This is a genomic window from Streptomyces sp. PH10-H1, assembly GCF_030063355.1.
GTDB lineage: Bacteria > Actinomycetota > Actinomycetes > Streptomycetales > Streptomycetaceae > Actinacidiphila.
This window is the reverse complement of the sequence record NZ_JASISZ010000105.1, coordinates 1-21,960: the sequence shown is the minus strand read 5'-3', so window position 1 is coordinate 21,960 and position 21,960 is coordinate 1. Positions and strand designations below refer to the sequence as shown.

Below are 21,960 nucleotides of genomic sequence, written 5' to 3'. Positions count from 1 at the left end.
AGAACAACCATGATCACGAACGCCTGCGGGCCCCTTGCGTCCAGGGCACCGGAACCACCACGCCGTCACGCAACGTCACAACCGTGCGTGCCGCCTACGCGATTGCCCGGTTAAATTCGAAGACCCAGTTTGGTCACCTTCTCCAGCATCCCGGCGATCTTCTGCTCGACCGCCGCGTCACGCACCGATCCCGACTTCGCTTTCCAGACGATGCTGGCGGATTCGCCGGACCGCTGCGGGAACGCCTCCTTCATCAGGTCGAGCGCTCTGGTTGAATCATTGCCGGGCAGCGAAAATGAATTGGAGAACTTGGCCCCACCGGCGGCACTACTGGCCACAGTGAATCCGGCGAATGCAAGTACCCATAGGAGGATGACGATCCACCGATGTCGAAAACACCAACGGCCTAGCGTACCCACAACTTACTCCAATTCATTATCCGGTTGCGCGAGCATGGGCCCGGTACCGCATCTCGCTCCATGCGTGCCGAGCCGGTGCCGATCCTCCAACGTCCTTGATGCGGGCGGCCAGATCGAATTCAGCAACCTGCCAGAACATGCCGCCCTGTTGTCCGACCGGGTGATTCAGTGGCAGGAAACGGCAGGGATCCGATGGTGGTCGACGTTCTCGGGGCTCCCGTGGCGGCAGAGGCCGCAGCGTCCGCCCGCCCAGGACATCCGGGCACCACCGGCCGCGTAAAGCTGTGAACTCCCGGTCAGAGCACCATTTCCTGGCCGAGCCGCAAAGCCGCATTCATCACGGTCCTGCCATACGAACGGACCGGATGACGCGATAGCAGCTCCACCGGGCCCGAGAGCGCGATAGCCGCCACAACACGGTTGCCGGGGCTGCGTACCGGAGCGGCTACCGAAACGGTGCGTGCCGGCTGCCCGTTGATGCTCTGTGCCCACCCCTGACGCCGGACGCCGGCCAGCGTAGCGGCGTTGAACTGCGCCCCGAGCAGGCCCCGGTACAGCTGGTCGGGGCCCTCCCAGGCCAGCAGAACCTGTGAGGCGGCACCGGACTTCATCGGGAACGCCGCACCGGTCGGCCCGTCGATTCCTGCTGCTCCGCTGGGCTCGGCGGACATCAGGCAGACACGTACCGGTCCCACCCGTCGATACAGCCTGGCGCTCGTCCCGGTGGTATCGCGCAGCCAGTTCAGCACCGGGCCGGCCGCCGACAGCCGCGGGGTCCGGCAGTCCTCCGCGGACCGCTCCCCCAGCCGCGATCCCAGTACGAACCGGCCCTGTCTGTCCCGGGAAAGCAGCCTGAGCTGCTCCAGGGCGAGCGCCAGCCGGTGCACCGTGGACCGGGCCAGACCGGTGGTGTCGGCGATCTCGGCGAAGGTGGCAGGTCCGGCTTCCAATGCATCAATGATCAGGGACGTCTTGTCGAGAACGCCCACTCCGCTGAGCGTCGGCGGCGTCACACCCGCGCCTGGGAGTCGTTCACCATGGGGCCAACCGGCGTTGAATTCATCAGCTCTTCCACCACATTCCTTGGCCTGGGGCCCGGGTCCCAACGGAGGGTGGGACCCGAGCCCCCCTATGCCTATCGGCGCGCGGTGATGACGCGCAATGGCCGGGACAGGAAGCTGCCAGCCAACCCCTGCGGGCCGTGACACAGGGCGCCGTAGCCGGTCAGCGAGCGCGATCCAGCAGTCCTAGTTCCGCAGCTCGGACGCCGGCCTGGAAGCGGGATTCGGCATTCAACAGGGTCAGGATTTCGGCGACATACCGGCGATAGGTGCGGACCGAAACCAACAATTCACGGGCCGCCGTCTCGTCGGTCACGCCGGTGCGGAGGCAGGCGAGTACCTGCCGGACGGTGTCAGCGCGCGCCCGGTCTCCGAAATCGATGGTTTCCGAGGCGACCGTGGCATGCCGCCAGACATTGTCGAACAACGTACGCAACGCCGGGATCACCGTTGCCGCCCTGATGATGGACGCCTGCTGGTTGGCGCCCGAATTGGCACAGAGCAGGGCAACCCGGCTGTCGACGACGATGGCCGATACCGGTGGCATACGGTGTACCCGTATTTCGATATTATGCGCCGCCACCAAGCTCCGTGAAACGAATTCCCGGTCGAGGGTGGCATCCGTACACACCATTCTGGCCCTGACGCCCGGAATTCCTGACGACAATAACTTGTCAAGAGCCGAGTACACGGCCTGGGAGATTTCAAGATTGGCCGCGAGTACCAGATCCACACATCGTAATGCCTGGCCGATCAACCGTTCGGCCGCATACGATACCGCAGTACCGCCGGAGTCGACATTAACTACCAGGGCATCCCGGGAACGTCGCTCACGGTGTTTTTCGACAGTGGATTCGATCAGCGCGCGGACTACCAGGAGTTCCTGTTCAAAATCATCATACGTATGAAATTCGTTCACCATTCCACCCCCGTGGAGTATTTCTTGCCCTTACGGCCCTACGCTGACAGGAGCCCGAGTTCGACCGCTCGTACTCCCGCCTGAAATCGGGAGTTCGCTCCGAGATCATCCATGATTCTCGCAACATGCCGGCGGTAGGTGCGCAACGAGACGTCCATCTCGCGTGCGGCCACGGCGTCAGGGCGCCCGGTGCACAGGCGGTCGAGAATCTGCCGTGCCGACTCGGTACGCAATCTCTTGTTCAGTCGCAGGTATTCCGTCAGGGGCAGCGCGCTCCCCCATGCGCCGGCGAACAGCAGCTCCATGGCCTTCGCCGCCGCCGGGTCGGCCAACAGTGCCGCGTCTTCACCGCTCTGGTCCCGCCCGGACTGCACCAGGACGATCCGGCCGTCCACGATCAGGGCCCCGTGCAGGTCGCCCTCCACCACCCGCACTTCGCAGCCCGAGGAGCGCCGGGCGAGCGTGCGTACGGCGGACAGGTCCAGCGCTTGGGGCGAGCACAGAATGCGGACCGGGACGCCGTCGTCGTGGTCACCCGACCCCCGTCGGCGCGCTATCACCGCGAAGGCCGTCGTCGCCTTCTCACCGCTGCCCGACAGAGCCACATTGACCGAGTGCCTGGCACCATCGATGGCCTGCTCGACGGCCTTGACGATCGATCGCCTGTCGGATCGCATCAGCACTGGCGGCTGCTGCGCGAACATGGAGCGATGAGTGGAAACCGTGGTGTCGATCAGGGCACGCGCCTCCAGGAGCGCAAGCTCCACACCGTCCACGCTGTCCTCGAACCTGGAAAGACAGGTGGCGGGCGCACTGCGCGTCGCACCGTGCCGCACCAGAGTATGAAGAGCCGTCGATGAACCAGTCATGAACTCCCCCTTGTTCAGTACGTTTTTGTACAGTGCCGGAGAATGCAGACATCCCTATCGATCGGAGATATCTCAAGGAATTCCTCCGGCCACACCGACCAGCGTGGCATAAAAGATCACACCTGCGTGGACGGCATCCCCACCGCCCAGGCAAGTCAACGAGACAGGTTAGGTTAACGATCAACCAAAAAGTTGATATCTATCCTGATGATGGCGCGTCACCCGCGAAACGGCCACGGAGAGCGCAACAGGACGTGGGCAAGAGTCCGAACAGGACTTCCCACTAAAAATTCAACTGTTGCTCACCCTTTTTCCCCCGTTACGTACGTACACGAATTCCGGACAAACCCGATAGGTGCCACAAGTCCACCGTGGCACGCTACACCACTCTCTCAAATTACACACGAGCCCGCAACCTTGAGCGTGGGCACCGGCTTCGGCATCTCCTCGTGCGGGAAATCAGCACGACGCTCTCCCGCACGACGAGAAGCGAGCGGTCCGGGCGGTCCATTCCGCGTGCGGGAGTTCTACGGACCTGACGTCCTGGAACGCGTCGAGATCCCCGACCCGCAGCCCCGCCAAGGTTACCTCGTGGAAAATGATACCCGGGCCGGGGTAGATAACGCCGATATGCATATTCGCGGCAATTCGTACCCAACTCCGGTCGATTTGCCCCGGGTACCTGGAAATAAGGCCGTGGGCACCACCGGGGCAAGGGCGTTTCAAGGTCCGGATGATCAAGTGACCGTGCTGGTCACAGCGCGATGACGATGTGGTGCGCCCCCCACCGGCCCCTGGCCGGATGGCGCTTTCAGTTCGGGGAGAGTCCGGGGCCGGCGACATCGCCCGCCCCCGTCACCAGCCACCGGTCAGGACTGAATCGTTCGGCCAGCAGATACGCCCCCGCTACTCCCACCAGCGCCCCGGTCAGCACCTCCAGCTGCGTGGCCAGCACGAAGAGCGTCACATCGCCGCTCCCCAGCCTCGCATCCGGATGGGCGTGGCCCATGGTGATCAGGGTCCAGCAGCCCCAGGTGAACATGGAGCCGCCGCCGAGCCAGGTCAGGAGCAACGGAACCCGGCCCGGACCGCGCCGTGGCAGCCGGTGCACCAGCATCGGCAGCCCGGCGGCAGCCGCCAGGGCGAAGACCCCGTACGCGGCATTCGTGACGTAGTGCCCCAGCGGCCGTTGGGCGGCCAGGTCCGCGGGCAGGCCCACCGTCGCCCCCGCCGCCCAGGCGAGGTGGACAGCGGCCACGACGACCGCCATGGCAGGGACGACGACGGCGAGCAGGGTCTGCACCAGGTGGGCCGGACCGGGACGGGCTGCGCTGACTGAGGCGCGGAGCGCCGCGGCCCAGCGGTGCCGCGCATACAGCACGAACGCCGCCACCAGCAGAACTCCCTGGACCGCGAAGCCGCCGTAGACCAGGACGTAGACCCAGCTCCGCAGGAACGGGTCCGGGTCCTTGGCCACCGTGTCCGCGGCGGCGAAGGGCGCTGACGGGATGATGGCCACGATGGGGGCCAGGAAGCCGGTCGCGACCCACATGGGGAAGAGCACCAGCCAGGACGGCAGCCGCAGCCCCCAACGTTGGGTGAACGCGAGCGCGATGAGCACGGCCAGCGCGTCCATCCCCATGGTGGCCAGGTTCGCCGCCAACAGCCCCGAGTCGGTGGCGCGCTGACGGTCGATGATGCCGATCGTGCCGCCGAGCACCCAGTCCAGTTTGAGGAAAAGGTACGGCAAGGTGGCCACGACCGCCGCGTAGCCGATCGCGCGCCGGGCCCTGGGAATCTTTTCTGTCATGTCGTCATCCTTGTGCGCGGGGAGGGCGGGCGCTTCCACCCGGAGGACGAACCGGTCTCACCCGTACGGGTGAGACCGGACGGGTGAGCCACCGGGCCCCGGCTGGATCCGCCGGTGTGGTTCGGTGAACGGTCAAGCGGTGCGGGCGGATCGGGTGACGCAGTCTCAGCGCAGGACCGCGGTTCGGTAGGCGCGCACCGAGAGATTCATCAGCAGAATGTGCAGCAGCACCAGTGTCAGCACGGCGGTGAATACCGGGTGTTGGGCCGGAAAGGCGTCGCTGGTCGCCGTCGCTCCCGGGTTGCCGAACAGCTCGCGGCAGGCCTGTGCGACCGTGCTGATCGGGTTCCACTCGGCCACCGTCCGCAGCCAGGAAGGCAGGCCGTCGAGCGGGACGAAGGCGTTGGAGAGGAAGGCCAGTGGCATGCTGATTACCCAGGTCACGGCGTTGACCGACTCGATGCTGCGCAGCTTCATGGCGATCAGCGCACCGAGCCAGGACATGACGGAGCCCAGCAGCAGCAGCATGCCGAAGCCGGCGAGCGCCGGCAGCAGACCCTCCCGCGCCCGCCATCCCATGACGAGTCCCAGCGAGGCCATGACCGCGCAGGAGAAGGTGTTCAGGGCCAGGTCGGAGACGACCCGGCTGACCAGTACCGCGGACCGGGCGATCGGCAGCGACCTGAACCGGTCGACCAGCCCGTTGCTGAGATCCTGTGACACACCGCCCGCCGTGTTGGTCATGCCGGTGAGCATCACCTGGATGAAGATCCCCGTCATGATGAATTCCCGGAAATTGCCGCCCGGCACCGTCATGGCGCTGCCGAGCATGTAGCCGAAGACCCCGACCATCGCCACCGGGACGAGCGTGATGCTCAGGAGGGTCTCGGGCATCCGCACGATGTGGCGCATCTGCCGCCCGACCAAGGCCAGTGAGTCATTGAACGCCGCGATCATGCCGCACTCCCGTCCGTGGTGACCTGCGCACCGGTCAGGGCCAGGAAGACGTCGTCGAGCGACGGTTGACGGACAACGAACGAAGTGAGTTCCATGTCGGCCTCGGCCAGAGCGGCGGCGGCCTCCCCAATGGCCGCGACCCCGTCCGGCAGGGTCACCAGGACGGTACGGCCGTCCGCCCCGGTCACCGGCTCGTCGCCGCCTGCCCGGACCAGCGCGGAGCGGGCCTCCATGACCCGCCCGGGGTCGGCGACGACCACCTCGAGCCGGTCCCGGCCGACCTTGCGCTTGAGCTCCTCGGGCGTGCCCTCCGCGATCACCTGGCCCGAGTCGATGATGACGATCCGGTCGGCCAGATGATCGGCCTCCTCCAGGTACTGGGTGGTCAGCAGAACCGTCGTCCCCGCTGCGACCTGCTCGCGGACCATGCCCCAGAGCAGCAGCCGGCTGGTGATGTCAAGCCCGGTGGTCGGCTCGTCGAGGAAGAGCACAGGCGGACGGACCATCAGGCTCGCCGCCAGGTCCAGCCTGCGGCGCATGCCTCCTGAGTAGGTGCCGGTCGGGCGGTCGGCCGCGTCCAGCAGATCGAACTGGGTCAGCAACTCCTCGGCGCGGGCGCACGACTCCCTGCGTCCCAGCCGATAGAGCCGCCCGACCAGCCGAAGGTTCTCCCGCCCGGTGAGCCGCGCGTCCACTGCCGTGGACTGGCCGGCCAGTCCGATCCGGCTCCGGACCTGGTGGGCCTGGAGTGCTACGTCGTATCCGGCCACCCTCGCCCGGCCCTCGTCGGGTTCGAGCAGGGTGGTCAGGATCCGGACAGTGGTGGTTTTGCCCGCCCCGTTGGGGCCGAGGACACCCAGCACCGTCCCGGTGGGGACCTCCAGGTCGACCCCGCGCAGGGCCTGGTGGTCCCCGAACTTCTTCTTGAGGCCTTCGGCCTCTACTGCAAGACTCACGGTGCGCTCCAACCCAGATTCTTCGCAATGACGGCACCGATGTCTGCCAGTCGGTCCGGTTCGGTCAGTTCGATGTGCTTGCACTCCAGGTCGTGGACCTCGATGTCCCCATCGGCGTGGGCGCGCCAGGAGAGCGGGTCTCCGGCGGGTTCGACGGTGGCGGCGAAGAAGAGGATGTCGGCGGAGACCCGGTCGGGGCGGTGCTCCTGCGAGATCGCAAGGTTGTTCACGACCACCTCGTGCAGGGCACGTATCTGCGCCTCGTCCAAGCCGGCGATGATGCTGTCCGATCCCTGGATGATCTCCACCACCCGGGTAAAGTCCAACGGGCCCTCGGATTCCGGCACTTTGGCACCGACGAAGTCCAGGAGTCCTTCCAGGAAGTGGTGTTCGTCGTACTCCTCCAGTTGTGCTTCCGGTTGCGTCGGGTAGGCATCGAGGATCGCGAGCAGCCCAACCCGTTCACCGTCCCGCTCCAGATGCCCGGCGATGGCGTGCGCCACTTCGCCGCCGAACGACCACCCCAGCAGGTGGTACGGACCGGCGGGCTGCGCGTGGCGGATCTGCTCGGCGTAGTCGGCGGCCATCTCTGCCACCGTCCGCGGCAGCGATACGGCCTCCGCCAGACCCCGGGCCTGCACACCGTAGATCCCGTGCTCGGCGGGGAGGTGCTTGGCCAGTCCCGTGTATGCCCAGCTGAGCCCGCCGAGCGGATGCACGCAGAACAGGGCCGGCGCGTCCCCACCGGAGCGCAGTGGCAGCATGACGTCGAGCAGGCCGCCGGTCCCGGTACTGCCGAGCCGTCCGGCCAGCTCCGCCACGGTGTTTGCCTCGAAGAGGGTCCGCAGCGAGGGCCGGACACCGAAGACCGCCTCGACCCGCCGCATCAGCCGCATCGCGGTCAGGCTGCTGCCGCCCAGATCGAAGAAGCTGTCGTCGATGCCGACCCGGGGTACCGCCAGCACCTCGGCGTACAGGTCGGCGAGCAGCTGCTCGGTGGGGTTGCGGGGCGTTCGGGAGACGCCGGCGGTGAATTCCGGGGTCGGCAGGGCCTTGCGGTCGACCTTGCCGTTGGTGGTGAGCGGCAAGGCGTCCAGCTCCATGAAGGCCGTCGGCACCATGTACTCGGGGAGCCGCTCACGCAGGTACGCCCGCCAGTCGGTCCCGCCGTTCCCGGTCTCCTCGGTACGCGGCACCACGTAGGCCGTCAGATGTTTGCCCGTCTGGTCCTCGCGCACCAGCACCAGTGCCTGGGCGAGTCCGGGGTGTGCTCCCAGCACGGCCTCGATCTCGCCCAGTTCGATCCGGAAGCCCCGGATCTTCACCTGGTCGTCGGCACGGCCGATGTAGTCAACGGTGCCGTCCCGGCACCAGCGGGCGAGGTCTCCGGTGCGGTACATCCGCGAACCGGCCGGGCCGAACGGGTCGGCGACGAACCGTCCGGCGGTCAGATCGGGCCGGTGCAGGTAGCCACGGGCCAGCTGGTCGCCCGCGATGTACAGCTCCCCGATGACCCCGCCGGGTACCGGGCGCAGTCCTTCGTCGAGCACGTACACCTGGGTGTTCCACAGTGGCCGGCCGATCAGTGGCGCCGGGCTGTCCGAGACCCGGCACCCCAGGCCGTCCACCGTGCACTCGGTCGGACCGTAGTAGTTGTAGCTGGTGGTGCCCGGCACCGCCCGCAGGTCCCGCCAGAGCGACTCGCTCGCGCCCTCACCGCCGATCAGGAAGACCGGAGGCGCTGTCGCCGGGTCGTCGAGCAGCCCGGCCTCGAGCAGCTGCTCGGCGTAGGAGGGCGTCACACCGAGCACGTCGACGCCGTGGGTCCGGACGTAGTGCACCAGCGCGGAGGCGTCCCGCCGGGTGTCGTCGTCGAGCAGGTGCAGCTCGTGGCCGGACACCATGGCCAGCAGTCCCTGCAAGGAGGCGTCGAAGGACAGCGCGGCAGTGAGCGCGGCCCCCAGCCGCCGGCCACCGAGCGCGGCCGACTCGCGGTCGAAGAGTTCGGTGCGGTGGTCGGCCAGCAGGTTGGCTAGTGCCCGGTGCTCGATCAGCACGCCCTTGGGGCGGCCTGTGGAGCCCGAGGTGTAGATCACGTATGCCGGGTTGGCCGGGTGCAGCGGGGCGCGGCGGTCCGCGTCCGACAGGTCGAGCTCGTTCGCGGTTCGAAGCGCCCGTTCGACCTCGGGAGCGTCCAGAAGCAGCGTGACCGCGCCCGGGACGGCCAGCTCGGGCCGCTGTTCATGGATCCCGGCGGTGGTCAGGATCACGGTGGGCCGGGCGTCGGACAGCACGTATGCCACCCGGTCGGCGGGGTGGTCCAGCTCCAGCGGGAGGTAGGCCGCCCCCGCCTTCATCACCGCCAGCAGCGCGACCACCATGTCGGAGGTACGCGGCAGGGCCAACGCCACGATCTGTTCGGGGCCGGCCTTCTGGGCGGCCAGCACTCGGGCCAGCCGGTTCGCCCGGGCGTTGAGCTCGGCGTACGAGAGTGCCGCGTCAACCGCCACCAGGGCAACGGCTTCGGGGGTGGCCGCCACCTGGGCCTCGAGTGCGTCCACCAGGAGCACCGGCGGGGTCTCCCGGCCGGTGGTGTTCCACTCGACCAGTATCTGATGCCGCTCGGCCGGGGAGAGCAGGTCCAGCCGGCCGAGCGAGCGGTCCGGGTCCTCGACCGCCGAGCTCAGCAGCCGGAGCCACTGCGGGACCAGCCGTTCGACCGTCTCCCGGTCGAACAGGTCGTGGCTGAACTCCACTGCTCCGTCGATGCCGAGCGGATCGCCCGTCTCGCCGTACCGCTCCTTCAAGTTCACCGAGAGGTCGAACTTGGACACCTCCAGATCGGGCTGGATCGGGATGATCTCCAGCCCGGGCAAGCCGCGTTCGACCGCTGGGGTGTTCTGCAGCGAGAGCATCACCTGGAACAGCGGATGCCTCGCCAGTGAGCGGATCGGGTTGACCGCCTCCACCAGGCGTTCGAACGGCAATTCCTGATGCGCGTATGCCGCCAGATCGGTCGATCTGACCCGGTCGATGAGCTCCCGGAAGGTGGGGTCGCCGACGGTGCTGGTCCGCAGTACCAGGGTGTTGACGAACATGCCGATCAGATCGTCGAGCCCGGTGTCGGTGCGGCCGGCGATCGGTGTGCCGACGACGACGTCCGTCCCGGCGCCGAGTCTGGTCAGCAGCGCGGCCAGCGCAGCGTGCACCACCATGAAGAGGCTGGCCTGGTTCTCCTTGGCCAGCTCGGCCAGACCGCGGTGGAGTTCGGCGTCGAGCAGGAACGGGACGGTCCCGCCGCGGTTGCTCGCGGCCGCCGGCCGCCGCCGGTCAGCAGGCAGCGTCAGCTCCTCGGGCAGGTCGGCCAGGGTGGCACGCCAGAACACCAGTTGCCGGGAGAGCGCGCTGTCCGGGTCTTCCTCGCTGCCCAGCTTGTCCCGTTGCCAGAGCGTGTAGTCGGCGTACTGAACCGCCAGCGGCGGCCGCTGGGCCGGCCTGCCCGCGCACTGTGCCTCGTACGCCTCGAACAGATCCCGCCCCAGCGGGTCCAGGGACCAGCCGTCACAGGCGATGTGATGGACCAGGAGGACCAGCACGTGCTCGGTCGGCCCGACGGCGAAGAGGCGTGCGCTCAGCGGGAGTTCGCGGGTCACCTCGAAGATGTGGCCTGAGAAGGCGTGGATCTCGTCCATCAGCGCGGACTCGGAGGTCTCCGTGACGGACAGCAGATCCTGGCCGTCGACCGGGTCGAGGATCCGCTGGTACGGGCCGGACGGCGAATCGGGGTACACGGTGCGAAGGCTCTCGTGCCGGCGCACCAGCACGGCCAGCGCGTCCCGCAGCGCCGCATGGTCGAGGTGGCCGCGGATCCGTGCGACGAACGGCAGGTTGTAGGCGGCGCCGGTCCCTTCGAGCCGATTGAGGAACCAGAGTCGACTCTGCGCGTACGACAGCGGGATCCGCTCGGGGCGTGGCATGGGCAGCACTCCGCGCTGGGCCGGCGCGGCGGCGGACACCCGTCTTTCCAATCCGGCTGCCGTCGGCGCTTCGAACAGTGCCCGGATCGGCAGTTCGACCCCCAGCACCGTGCGGATCCGGCTGACCAGCCGGGTGGCCGACAGCGAGTGGCCGCCGAGCGCGAAGAAGTCGTCGTGGATGGTCACCGACGGCACTCCCAGTACCTCTGCCAGCAGCTCGCACAGCACCTGCTCCCGCGGGGTGCGGGGGGCTTGGCCGGCACCCTCCGTCCCGGGCGTCACGGCGGGGAGGGCGCGGCGGTCGAGCTTTCCGCTGGGAGTCAGCGGCAGTTTGTCGAGGACCACGAAGGCCCTGGGCACCATGTAGTCCGGGAGGCCGATCGCGACCTGTGCGCGCAGTTCCGCGATGTCCGCCACGGCGGACAGCACGACGTAGGCCACCAGTTGCTTGGCGCCGGGTCGGTCCTCCCTGGCCACCACGACGGCCTGGACGACGGCGGGATGACGCCGCAGCGTGGCCTCGATCTCACCCGTTTCGATCCGGAAGCCCTGGATCTTGACCTGGTGGTCGGCCCGGCCGAGGTACTCCAACTGTCCGTCCCGCCGACGGCGGACCAGGTCGCCGGTCCGGTACATCCGCGAGCCCGCGGGACCGAACGGATCGGCGATGAACCGCTCAGACGTCAGCCCCGGACGGTTGTGGTAGCCCCGGGCCAACTGCGCCCCCGCCACGTAGAGTTCACCGAGCACTCCCTCCGGTACCGGTTGCAGCTGCTGGTCGAGGACATAGGTCTGGGTGTTCCAGACCGGCCGTCCGATCGGCGCGGAGGCCGGCCAGTCGACCGTATTCTCCGGCAGGCTGTACGCAGTGACCACGTGGGTCTCGGTCGGCCCGTAGTGGTTGTGCAGCCGCCGTCCCGGGTGGTCCTGGTGAAAGGCGCGGATCCGCTCACCGAGGACCAGAGCCTCCCCGGCCTGGGCGACATGGCGCAGGTGCGGCAGCGCAACGCCGGCCGAGCCGGCCGCCTCGAAGACCGCGTCCACCACCAGGTTCGGGGCGAAGAGCTCCGCCACCCGGTGCTCGTCCAGCCATCGGACGAAGGCGTCGGGGTCGCGCCGCAGCGCCTCCGACGGAACCACCAGGGTGCCGCCACCGACCAGGGTGGAGAGGATCTCCTGGGCGGAGACGTCGAAGCTGATGGCGGTGAACTGGGCCACCCGCGTCGGCGGCAGTACCGAGGCATGCCAGGCGAGCAGATTCACCAATGCTCCGCCGGGCATCGAGACGCCTTTCGGCACCCCGGTCGATCCCGAGGTGTAGATAAGGTACGCGGGGTGGGCCGGGAGCAGCGGAGCCGTCCGCTGAGCATCCGTCAGGTCGGTGTCCGGGTAGCCGGTCAGGTCGAGCCGATCCAGCAGGAGGCGCCCGGCGATCGCCGGCAGGCCCGGGCCGATGGCCGAGGTGGTCAGCAGCAGCTTCGGTGCGGCGTCGGTCAGCATGAACTCGACGCGCTCCCCCGGGTACTCCGGATCGACCGGGAGGTAGGCCGCGCCGGCCTTCAGGACGGCCCACAGCGCCACCACCAGCTCCGGTGACCGCGGCAGCGCCAGCGCCACCACGGTCTCCGGACCGGCTCCCGACTCCACCAGCAGCCGTGCCAGCCGGTTCGCACGGCTGTTGAGTTCGGAGTAGCTCAGCACCACGCCGCCGACCACCAGGGCCTCTGCGTCGGGCATCCGGCGGACGCGTGCCTCGAACAGCTCGGGCAGGGAGTTCTCCGCCACCTCGTGCGCGGTGTCGTTCCAGCCCGTCAGCACCCGGAACCGCTCGTCGGCGGTGAGCACCTCCAGCTGACCGACCGGCCGGTGCGGGTCGGCCATGGCGGTGGCGAGCAGCCGTACCAGCGCGGCGCCCATCCGCTCGACGGTGACCCGGTCGAAAAGGTCGGTGCTGAACTCGACCACGGCACCGATGCCTTCGGGTGCGCCGTCGTCGCCGCGCCGCTCCGCGAAGGTGAAGAGCAGATCGAACTTGGCAACGTCCAGCCGGCCCTGGTACGGGTTGAAGTCCAGGCCGGGGACGCTCACCCCCACCTCGGCGGTGTTCTGCAAGGTCATCATCACCTGGAACAGTGGGTGCCTGGCCAGCGAGCGCGCCGGGTTGAGCACCTCCACCAGCCGCTCGAACGGCAGGTCCTGGTGGGCATAGGCCTCCAGGTCCGTGGCCCGCACCCGCTCGACCAGCTCCCGGAAGCTGGGGTCGCCGGACGTGTCGGTGCGCAGCACCAGGGTGTTGAGGAAGAACCCGATCAGGTCGTTGGTCGCGTCGTCGGTACGGCCGGCGATGGGGCTGCCGATCGGGATGTCCTCCCCCGCGCCGAGCCTGGTCAACAACGTCGCGAGGCCCGCCTGCAGCACCATGAAGAGGCTCGACCGGGTGGCCCGGGTCAGGCCCAGCAGGCCCCGGTGCAGCTCGGCGTCAAGCTCCAGCGTCACCGACTCGCCGCGGTGGCTCGCCACCGCCGGGCGTGGCCGGTCCGTGGGCAGCGCCAGCTCCTCCGGCAGGTCCGCCAACGCGTCCCGCCAGTAGGTGGTCTGCCGCGCGATGGGGCTGTCGGGGTCGTCATCGCCACCGAGGACTTCGCGCTGCCAGAGCGTGTAGTCCGCGTACTGTGCGGGCAGCGGAGCCCACCGCGGGGCCCGGCCCTGGGAGCGGGCCTGGTAGCCGGCCGCCAGGTCGCGGAAGAGTGGCCCCTGGGACCACGCGTCCGACACGATGTGGTGCAGCACCAGCAGCAGCACATGCTCATCGGGCGCGACCGCGAACAGCCGGGCCCGGAACGGAGGCAGGACGGAGAGGTCGAAGCCCTGCGCGGACGCCGACTCGACCAGGTCGCCGAGCTCCTCCTCGGTGCAGTCCGTCACCGGGAGTTCGGGACGCACGGCCTCGGGAGGCAGGATCAGCTGGCACGGCTCCCCGCCGTCCTCGGGGAAGACAGTACGCAGGCTCTCGTGCCGGTCCACCAGGTCGGCGAGGGCCTCGTGAAGTGCCGTACGGTCCAGCGCACCCGACAGCCGCACGGGGATGGGCACGTTGTAGGTGGCGCTCGAGCCGTCGAATCGGTTCAGGAACCACAGCCGCCGCTGCGCGTAGGAGAGCGGGATCCGCTCGGGTCGCGGCATCGGCCGCAGGGACTGGCGCGCCGCCGAGGAGCCGGCCAGCCGAAGCGCCAGTCCGGCCACGGTCGGAGCCTCGAACAGCGCCCTGATCGGCAGCTCCGCGCCGAACGTCGAGCGTATCCGGCTGACCAGCCGGGTGGCCAGCAGCGAGTGACCGCCGAGGTCGAAGAAGCTGTCGTCGACGGTGACCTCGGCGACCCGCAGGACCTCCGCGAAGAGCGCGCAGAGGATCTCTTCCTGCGGGGTGCGCGGGGCCCGTCCGCCGGCGGTCGTGGTGGCGTGGTCGGGTGTGGGCAGGGCTTTCCGGTCCAGCTTGCCGTTGGCGCTCAGCGGTAGCTCGTCGAGGAGCACGAACGCAGCCGGCATCATGTGTTCGGGGAGGTCCCGGGCCAGCCTCTCGCGAACCGCCGCGACGTCCACGGCCGCGCCAACCAGGTAGGCCACCAATCGCATGCCGCCCGGCGCATCCGACCGCGCCAGTACCGCGGCCAGGTCCACCGTGGGCGCGGCGCGCAGTGCCGCCTCGATCTCACCCAGTTCGACGCGGAATCCGCGGATCTTGACTTGATCGTCCGTCCGCCCGAGGTAGTCGAGGGCGCCGTCCGCCCGCCAGCGGGCCAGGTCGCCGGTGCGGTACATCCGTGAGCCCGCGGGGCCGAACGGGTCGGCGACGAACCGTTCGGCGGTCAGGGCCGGCCGGTTGAGATAGCCGCGGGCCAGTTGGACGCCCGCGAGGTAGAGCTCACCGGTGACCCCGGGCGGTGCCGGAGTGAGGTTGCCGTCCAGGACGTACAGCCGGGTGTTCCACACCGGCCGGCCGATCGGGACGGCGATCGCGTCCGCCTCCTCCCGGCAGTGCCAGGCGGTGACGTCGATCGAGGCCTCGGTGGGTCCGTAGAGGTTGTGCAACTCCGCGTCGAGCGTCTCGTGGAACCGTCGCTGCAGTTCGATCGGCAGGGCTTCGCCGCTGCTGATCACCTGGCGGAGGCTGGTGCACTCGGCCGCCGTCGGCTCGCGCAGGAACGCCTCCAGCATGGACGGCACGAAGTGGGTCGTGGTGATGCGTTCCGAACGGATCAGCCCGGCCAGATAGACCGGGTCCCGGTGCCCGCCCGGTTCGGCGACCACCAGGGTCGCGCCGGTCAGTACCGGCCAGAAGAACTCCCAGACCGAGACGTCGAAGCCGGATGGCGTCTTCTGCAATACCCGGTCGTCCGCGGTCAGCCGAAAGGTGTGCTGCATCCACAGCAGGCGGTTGACCACGCCCTCGTGCGGCACCACTACGCCCTTGGGCCGGCCGGTGGAGCCGGAGGTATAGATGACATAGGCCGGACTGCGCGGGGTGACGCCGGCTGTGGTGACCGGGTCGGCGGTGCTCCGGCGGTCCAGCTCCGCCCGGGTCTCCTCGGTATCGAGGAACAGTCGCGCGACCGTCTCGGCGGGCAGTGACCCGGCCGCCGCGGTGGTGGTGACCACCAGGGCAGGACCCGCGTCCTCGATGGTGCGGGCGAGCCGCTCGGCGGGGTGGTCCAGGTCCAGCGGTAGGTAGGCCGCGCCCGTCTTGACCACCGCGAGCAGCGTCGTCACCAGCTCGACCGACCGGGGCAGCGCCACCGCGATGAGCTGCTCGGGGCCGGCTCCGCGTTCCCGCAGCGACCAGGCCAGGCGGTTCGCCGCGGCGTCCAGTTCGGCATAGCTGAGCGTGATGCCGTCGAACACCAGCACCGGATGACCAGGGGTACGGGTCACCTGGGCGGCGAACAGCTCCGGAAGGGTGCCGGCCGGCACTTCGTGGGCAGTGTCGTTCCATACCTCCACCACCTGCTTGAGCTCTCCGGGGAGGAGCAGTGCCACCCGGCCCACCGGCAGGCTCGGGTCCGATACGAAGAACTCCAGGACGGTGCGCAGCCGGTCGGTCAGTTGTCGCGCCTCGTACTCGGTGAAGAGGTCGGTGCGGTAGCCGAGCCGGAGCCAGAGGCGCTCCCCGGGCCCGGCGGCGAGGGTGAGCGGGTAGTGCGTCGCGTCCCGGCCGGTCACGCCGGTGATCCTCGCGCCGGAGAGGGCGTTCTCCATCGCGTCGGCGTTCATCGGGTAGTTCTCGAAGACGACCAGGCTGTCGAACATCTCACCCTGGTTCGCGGCGCGTTGGATGTCCGTCAGCCCGAGATGCTGATGCGGCATCATCCGGACCTGCTCGTCCTGAATCCGGATCAGCAGCGACAGCAGCGGCTCCCCCGGGTTCAGCGTGATCCGGACCGGCTGGGTGTTGATGAACAGCCCCACCATCGCTTCGACGCCCGGGATTTCCGGCGAGCGCCCCGACAAGGTGGTGCCGAAGACCACGTCGTCCCGGCCGGTCAGGCCGGCCAGCACCAGGCTCCAGCCGGCCTGGACGAGCGTGTTGAGCGTGACGCCTGCCCGGCGGGCCAGTGACTGGAGACCGTCGGTCAGTTCCTCGGAGAGCTCGGCGTTGAGCTCCGCGGGCAGGGTCGTCGGTGGGCCCGGGTTGGCCGGCCCGAGCCTGGTGGCCCCCTCAAGACCGGCCAGCGCCTCCCGCCAGGCCTGCAGTCCGGCGGGTCGGTCCTGGCGCGCCACCCAGGCGAGGAACTCGCGGAACGGCGGCACCGCCGGCAGCCCGGCGGCGTTCCCGCGCTGGTTGTAGAGCGCGAACAGGTCGCCCATCATCAGCGGCATCGACCAGCCGTCGAGCAGGATGTGATGGGCGTGGAACAGCAGCCGGTAGCGGTCGGCCTCGATCCGGACCACGGTGAACCGCAGCAGCGGCGGCGCCGTGAGATCGAACTTCCTGAGCTGTTCCCCGGCCGTCAGCCCGGCCAGCCGCGCTTCGAGCTCGGCCCCGCCGAATCTGGTCAGGTCGACCTCTTGGACGGGCAGTTCGATTGCCCGGGGGATGACCTGGACCGGCTTGCTCAGCCCCTCGGAGAGGAAACCCGCCCGGAGGTTGTCATGGCGGTTCAGCAGCGCCTCGACCGCCGCGCGGAAGACCGCGGGGTCGAACGCGCCCGCGAAGTCGATGACGGCCTGGACCGTGTAGACGTCAGTGGCCTGCTCGTCGTACAGCGAGTGGAAGAGCATCCCTTCCTGCAGGGGTGAGAGTGGCAGGACATCCTTAAAAACGCCGGACTCGGTCACTACGCCTTCCTCCACTTGTTTTCCAACAGGTCGATGTCCTGTTGATCGAGCCCCGCGAGGGCCAGATCCGACGGCGTGTAACCACCGCCGTCCGGCTGGTCGGCCTGTCGCGCCATCGCGGTCAGGACCCTGAACCACTCGTCGGCGAGCCGTCTGACCTCGGGCTCGGACAGCAGCCCGCCCGGCCAGGACCAGGTTGCGGTGAGTGAGGGGCCGTCCGTGCCCTCCACGGTCAGCGCGTTGAGATCCACGATGTGAGTGGCCCTCAGTCCCGGGTCGCCCGGTACGTCGCGGAGCACCTCGGCCTCCGGTGCGAGGGTCCAGCTGCCGTCGGTGGTCGCGGCCGTGGCACGGCCGAGATAGTTGAAGCCGAACTGGGCCTGGGCCGTGTCCGCCAGCAGCGGGGCGGTCCGCGGGTTCAGGTACCGGAGCAGGCCGAAGCCGAGCCCGTTGTCGGGCAGGGCGCGCAGCTGCTCCTTCACCCGCTTCACCGCCCGGTGCAGGGCCGCGCCATCGGACCGGCCCTGTCCCCAGGCGACCGGGCCGGGGTCCAGCCGCACCGGGGCGAGGCTGGTGAACCAGCCGACGGTGCGGGAGAGGTCGGCGCGCGGGACGACGTCCTCCCGGCCGTGCCCCTCCAGATCCACCAGAACGCTGGTGCCACCGTCCTGGCCGCGCCGTCGCCGCCAGTCCAGGACAGCCAGGGCGAAGGCGGTGAGCAGTACGTCGTTGACCCCGCCGTGGACCACGGCCGGCACCGTGGTGAGCAGCGGCGCGGTGTGCTGCGGCGGCAGCGTCAGGGTGATCGACCGCACCGCGCCCACGGTGTCGCGTGCCGGGTCCAGCGGGCGAGCGGCGATCAGCGGTTCGGGCTTCCGCAGCGTCCCGGCCAGGGTCTGTGCCCGGTCGGCCCGCTCCGGCTCCGCCGCGGCGAGCACGAGCTGCTCGGCCCAGCTCCGGAGGGAGGTGCGGACCGGCGCGAGTACAGGCTCCCGCCCGTCCTTGACGGCCTGCCATGCCTGCGCGAGGTCGGGTACCAGGATGCGCCAGGAGACCCCGTCCACCGACAGGTGGTGGATAACGAGCAGCAGCCGTCCGGGCCGGTCGGGGCCGGCGTCGAACCACACCGCGTGGAGCATCGCGCCCGTCCGCGGCGCGAGCCGTCCGACGGCGGCGTCGGCCTCGGAGCGGATGGTGTGCCGCAGCGCCTGCGGGTCGAGGCCGGTGACGTCCACCCGTCGCAGTCGGCCGGCGGCCGGGACCGTACCGCGGGCGGCGGCGGCGAGCTGCCACTCGCCGCCGTCGGGGGTGTCCAGCCGCAGGCGGAGCGCGTCGTGGTGGTCCAGTACGGACTGCAGGGCCGAGGTGAGCCGGTCGGGCCCGGGCTCGGCCGGCACCTGCAGCAGGATCGACTGGTGGAAGCGGTCGATCGGGCCGTTCAGCTCCCGCAGCCAGTGCACGATCGGGGTCAGCCGCACCGGGCCGACGCCCGCGTCCGGGGCCTCCTGCTCCTGGTCGGCGACGGCACCGGCGACCGCGGCCAATCGGGCCACCGTCCGGTGCTCGAAGACATCGCGCGGGGTGAGGAGCAGACCCGCCTCACGGGCGCGGCTGACCAGCTGGATCGAGACGATACTGTCCCCGCCGAGGTCGAAGAAGCTGTCCCTGGTGCTGACCTCCGGAAGGCCCAGGACGTCGGCGAAGACCCGGGCGAGGGTCTCCTCGGCGGCGGATTCCGGCAGGTCGGCCCCGGCCACCGGTCCGGTGCCGAACTCCGGCGCGGGCAGCGCCCGGTGGTCGAGCTTTCCGTTGACAGTCACCGGAAGTCCGGCCATCGGGACGAACGCGGCCGGCACCATGTGTCCCGGCAGCAAGTCGGCGACGTAGCGGCGCAGGTCCGCCGGGTCCAGCGCGACGCCGGCCCGGGGCACCACGTACCCCACCAGTCGCTTCATCCCGGGTTGATCCTCGCGGGCCAGCAAGGCGACCTGCGCGACATCGGGGTGCCCGGCCACGACCGCCTCGATCTCGCCGAGTTCGATGCGGAAGCCGCGGATCTTGACCTGCTGGTCGGCGCGGCCGATGAACTCCAGCTCGCCGTCCGCACGCCGCCGGATCAGGTCGCCGGTGCGGTAGAGGCGGGAACCAGGCGGGCCGAAGGGGTCGGCGACGAACCGCTCGGCGGTGAGCGCGGGCCGGCGGAGGTACCCGCGGGCCAGGCCCACCCCGGCGACATACAGCTCGCCGATCACGCCGGTCGGCACCGGCTGGAGCCGGGCGTCCAGCACATGTGCCCGGGTGTTCCACAGCGGCCGGCCGATCGGTGGCGCGGCGTCGGGGGAGACCGGGGAGCTGATCGTCGCGCAGACGGTGGTCTCGGTGGGGCCGTACGCGTTGAACATGTGTCCGCCCGCCGCGAAGCGGCCGGTGAGTTCGGCGCCGCAGGACTCGCCCGCGGTGACCAGGGTCAGGCCGGGCGGCAGGCCGTCCGGGGCGAGGGTCACCAGCGCGACCGGCGGGATCGTGGCGTGGGTGATCGAGGCGGCCCGCAGGTACTCGGTCAGGGCGGTGCCGAGCAGCAGACCCTCGGTCGGCGGCAGGACCAGTGCCGCGCCGTTGGTCCATGCCATGCAGACCTCCCACACCGTGGCGTCGAAGCTCGGTGAGGAGAACTGCAGGACCCGGCTGTCGCCGTCGACCCCGAGATGGCCGGCCTGCAGCGCCCCGAGGTTGCCGAGCCCGGCGTGCGTGACCACCACGCCCTTCGGACGGCCGGTCGAGCCCGAGGTGTAGATGACGTAGGCGGGATGGGCGGGCGAGAGTGGGGCGGTGCGCTCACGGTCGGTCGGGTCGGCCGGGGAGAAGGCCGCGAGCGCGGTCGACTGGCCGGGGTCGTCCCACACCAGAATGGGTGCGTCGGTCAGCGGGTCGACGGTGCCGGCCGTGGTCACGACCAGGACCGGAGCGGCGTCCTCGATCATGTAGGAGACGCGCTCGGCCGGATAGGCCGGGTCCACCGGCACATAGGCGGCGCCCGCCTTGAGCACGCCCAGCACGGCCACGAACAGGGCGATCGACCTGGGCATCGCCAGGGCGACCAGGTCCTCGGGGCCGATGCCCCGGGCGGTGAGCTGCCGGGCGAACCGGTTGGCTCTGGTGTTCAACTCGGTATAGCTCAGTTCCTCCGTCCCCGAGCTCAGCGCGACGGCGTGGGGGGTCCGGGCCACCTGGGTCTGGAACAGCTCCGGGAAGGTGTTCAGGGGCACCTGGTGAGCAGTGTCGTTCCATGCGGTCAGCAGCCGGTGTTCCTCGGCGTCGAGGAGGTCCAGCGCGCCGATCGGCCGGTCCGGGTCGGCCGCGACCTGTGTGAGTATCCGGTGCAGGGATGTGGCCATCTGTTCGACGGTCGCCGCGTCGAACAGGTCGGTGCGGTAGCCGGCGAAGCCGACGATCCCGTCCGGCGCGCCCTCAGGGGTCCACTGGGCGGAGAGGCTGAGCTCCAGGTCGACCTTGGTGGTGGGCAACAGCACTTCGTGCGGGCGGGCCGTCAGTCCGGGAGCCCCGAAGTCGACGCGCGGAGCGTTCTGGAACGCCAGCATGACCTGGAACAGCGGGTTGCGGGCCAGCGACCGGTCAGGGTTGATCACCTCGACCAGGCGCTCGAACGGGAGGTCCTGGTGGGCGTATGCCTCCAGGTCGGTGGCCCGGACCCGCTGGACCAGTTCCCGGAAGGTGGGGTCGCCGGAGGTGTCGGTACGCAGTACCAGGGTGTTGACGAAGAATCCCACCAGATCGTCGAGCGCCTCATCGGTGCGGCCCGCGACCGGTGTGCCCAGCGGGATGTCCTCGCCGGCCCCGTACCGGGCCAGCAGCGTGGCGGCGGCGGCGTGCACCACCATGAACAGGCTCGCGTTGTGCTGCTGCGCGAGTTTCAGCAGGCGGCCGTGCAGTTCGGCGTCGAAGCAGAGCCGCACCGATCCGCCGTGCTGGGAGGCCACTGCAGGTCTCGGGCGGTCGGTAGGCAGCTCCAGCAAGTCCGGGATCCCTGCCAATTGCTCGGCCCAATATGCCAGTTGGTGGGATATCGGGCTGTCTGGGTCCTGTTCGCCGCCGAGGAGTTCGCGCTGCCAGAGGGTGTAGTCGGCGTACTGGACCGGCAGGGCCGGCCAGCCCGGTGCGGTACCCGCGAGGCGCGCGGTGTACGCGGTCTGGAAGTCGCGTAGCAGCGGGCCTGCGGACCAGCCGTCGCCGGCGATGTGGTGAACCACCAGGAGCAGCACGTGTTCACGCGGGCCCTGGCGGAACAGGTGGGCGCGAATCGGCGGTTCGGTGGCAAGGTCGAATCCTGCCGCAGCTGCCGGGACGAGTGCCTCGTCCAGGTCGTCAGGACGGACGTCCGTCAGATGTATCGCCGGCCGGATGTGCTCCGCTTCCAGGATCCGCTGATACGGCTTGCCGCCGTCTTCGGGGAAGACGGTGCGCAGGCTTTCGTGCCGGGCCACCACGTCGCCGAGCGCCGCCTGGAGCGCGCTGTGGTCGAGGTCGCCGTGCAGGCTGATGGAGAAGGGGATGTTGTAGGTCCCGTTTGTCTGGTCGAGTTTGTCGATGACCCAGACTCGTTGATGGGCGTAGGACAGGGGGAGGTGGTGGGGTCGGGTG

At 69.6% G+C, this 21,960-nt stretch carries 9 protein-coding genes; all 9 read right to left on the bottom strand.

Features of this window, described 5'->3' with window-relative positions:
• Window positions 1-110: 110 nt before the first annotated feature.
• Window positions 111-338: a hypothetical protein gene (locus QMK24_RS37125; RefSeq protein WP_283471294.1), complete on the bottom strand. Its 228-nt coding sequence runs from the start codon at window positions 336-338 to the stop codon at window positions 111-113.
• A 377-nt stretch (window positions 339-715) separates the two neighbouring features.
• Window positions 716-1,432, bottom strand: coding sequence for an IclR family transcriptional regulator (locus tag QMK24_RS37120; protein ID WP_283471293.1), 717 nt, complete (start codon window positions 1,430-1,432; stop codon window positions 716-718).
• 211 nt (window positions 1,433-1,643) lie between these two features.
• Complete coding sequence (locus tag QMK24_RS37115) at window positions 1,644-2,402, bottom strand: helix-turn-helix domain-containing protein (protein WP_283471292.1); 759 nt, start codon at window positions 2,400-2,402, stop codon at window positions 1,644-1,646.
• A 35-nt stretch (window positions 2,403-2,437) separates the two neighbouring features.
• Window positions 2,438-3,166 carry a helix-turn-helix transcriptional regulator gene (locus tag QMK24_RS37110; protein WP_283471291.1) on the bottom strand — a complete coding sequence of 243 codons (729 nt, stop codon included), beginning with the start codon at window positions 3,164-3,166 and terminating at the stop codon, window positions 2,438-2,440.
• Between the two features lie 913 nt (window positions 3,167-4,079).
• Entirely contained in the window at window positions 4,080-5,078 is a 999-nt protein-coding gene (locus QMK24_RS37105; RefSeq protein ID WP_283471290.1) for a hypothetical protein, read from the bottom strand.
• Window positions 5,079-5,243: 165 nt separating this feature from the next.
• Window positions 5,244-6,035, bottom strand: a complete 792-nt coding sequence (locus tag QMK24_RS37100) for an ABC transporter permease (protein ID WP_283471289.1) — start codon at window positions 6,033-6,035, stop codon at window positions 5,244-5,246.
• Window positions 6,032-6,991, bottom strand: a complete 960-nt coding sequence (locus QMK24_RS37095) for an ATP-binding cassette domain-containing protein (protein WP_283471288.1) — start codon at window positions 6,989-6,991, stop codon at window positions 6,032-6,034. The genes QMK24_RS37100 and QMK24_RS37095 overlap by 4 nt, the downstream gene beginning before the upstream one ends.
• Window positions 6,988-17,301 carry a non-ribosomal peptide synthetase gene (locus QMK24_RS37090; RefSeq protein WP_283471287.1) on the bottom strand — a complete coding sequence of 3,438 codons (10,314 nt, stop codon included), beginning with the start codon at window positions 17,299-17,301 and terminating at the stop codon, window positions 6,988-6,990. The genes QMK24_RS37095 and QMK24_RS37090 overlap by 4 nt, the downstream gene beginning before the upstream one ends.
• Window positions 17,301-21,960: non-ribosomal peptide synthetase (locus tag QMK24_RS37085; protein WP_283471286.1), on the bottom strand; the 4,660-nt coding region annotated here is incomplete at its 5' end. The genes QMK24_RS37090 and QMK24_RS37085, both read right to left, overlap by 1 nt.

Coding starts and splice junctions, on each gene's coding strand:
- QMK24_RS37115 (WP_283471292.1), bottom strand. CDS start 2,402: ATGGTGAACGAATTTCATACGTATGATGATTTTGAACAGGAACTCCTG.
- QMK24_RS37105 (WP_283471290.1), bottom strand. CDS start 5,078: ATGACAGAAAAGATTCCCAGGGCCCGGCGCGCGATCGGCTACGCGGCG.
- QMK24_RS37100 (WP_283471289.1), bottom strand. CDS start 6,035: ATGATCGCGGCGTTCAATGACTCACTGGCCTTGGTCGGGCGGCAGATG.